The sequence below is a fragment of the Alistipes sp. An116 genome (assembly GCF_002161005.1).
In the GTDB taxonomy this organism is placed as follows: domain Bacteria; phylum Bacteroidota; class Bacteroidia; order Bacteroidales; family Rikenellaceae; genus Alistipes; species Alistipes megaguti.
In genome coordinates this window covers 1-1,327 of sequence record NZ_NFLR01000046.1, presented here as the reverse complement: position 1 = coordinate 1,327, position 1,327 = coordinate 1, and the positions used below count along the sequence as shown (strand labels likewise).

Below are 1,327 nucleotides of genomic sequence, written 5' to 3'. Positions count from 1 at the left end.
CACTAGTGTCCGGTAAAAAATCATGAAAGTTCTTTGAAAATATTGATGATTAGGAATTTACAGAGATAAAACGAGCGCAACGATTTGAATTTATCTTTGCCAGACTATCGTAGAATGGCACATGAATAAAGGAAAATACGTGTTCTCTCAACTTTTATCTTTCTTGGATCCGTTTGTATTTCTCAGAATATCAAAGAAGTATAGCGGAGACAAGTATGTCAAGACCTTTTCCTGCTGGAACCAGCTGGCTGTCATGATGTTCGGACAACTGTCCAACCGGGAAAGCCTCAGGGATCTTGTGCTGGCGACACATGCGCACGCGAACAAGGCCTTTCATCTGGGCTTCGGGAAGCACGCCTCAAAGAGTACTCTTGCCGATGCCAATGCCAACCGGGATTACCGTATCTTTGAGGAGTTCGCCTACAGAGTGATGGCAGAGGCAAGGCAGTGCAGGGCGACCGAGATATTCAAGCTCGGAGGCAAGGTATATGCCTTCGACTCAAGCACGATCGACCTGTGCCTCAGCGTCTTTAGCTGGGCCCTGTTCAGAAAGAAGAAAGGAGGGATCAAGCTCCATACCCTGTATGACATTGAGACGCAGATCCCGACATTCTTCCATATAACACCGGCCAGAAACCATGACACAAGGGCGATGGATGCAATACCGTATGAGGAGAACTCGTTCTACATCTTCGACCGTGCATACAACGACTTCGGCAGGCTATTCACCATTGACGGCGTGGGAGCATACTTCGTGGTCAGGGGCAAGAAGAACAACGACTTCAAGCCCATGAGATGGAAGCGCAGGCTGCCTGCAGGTGTCATGTCCGATGCCGTCGGATATATGGACGGCCAGCTGACGATGAGCAAATATCCCGAGAAGATCAGACGGATACTGTACCTGGATCCGGAGTCCGGCAGGACTTTCATCTTCTTCACAAACGCCCTGAATATAAACCCGTTGAAGGTGGCCGAACTGTACCACAACAGGTGGCAGATAGAGCTGTTCTTCAAATGGCTGAAGCAGCACCTTAAGGTTAAAAAATTCTGGGGGCAGACCGAGAATGCCGTAAGAATCCAAATCTACACTGCTGTAACCGCCTACTGCATGATGGCGATTGTCCAGAAGAAGATGGATGTCCAACGGTCAATCTACGAGATGCTCCAGCTTGTAAGTGTCTCACTTACAGATACTGTCGAACTCAAGACCCTGTTCTGTAAACCTAACTGCAATATTGTCAATGAACCGGATGGTTCTACCGAACCTACTTTGTTTTAATTGTTAAACTTTATAATAACCAGTCCGGATTTTTCCCGGACACGAATG

1 protein-coding gene is annotated in these 1,327 nt (G+C 47.6%); it reads left to right on the top strand.

What is annotated here, in order from left to right:
- Positions 1 to 121: 121 nt before the first annotated feature.
- Positions 122 to 1,279 carry an IS4 family transposase gene (locus B5E60_RS13540; protein ID WP_087312474.1) on the top strand — a complete coding sequence of 386 codons (1,158 nt, stop codon included), beginning with the start codon at positions 122 to 124 and terminating at the stop codon, positions 1,277 to 1,279.
- The last annotated feature ends 48 nt before the right edge of the window (positions 1,280 to 1,327 follow it).

Excerpts from the sequence above, each read along its gene's own strand:
- B5E60_RS13540 (WP_087312474.1), top strand. The coding sequence starts at position 122 with ATGAATAAAGGAAAATACGTGTTCTCTCAACTTTTATCTTTCTTGGAT.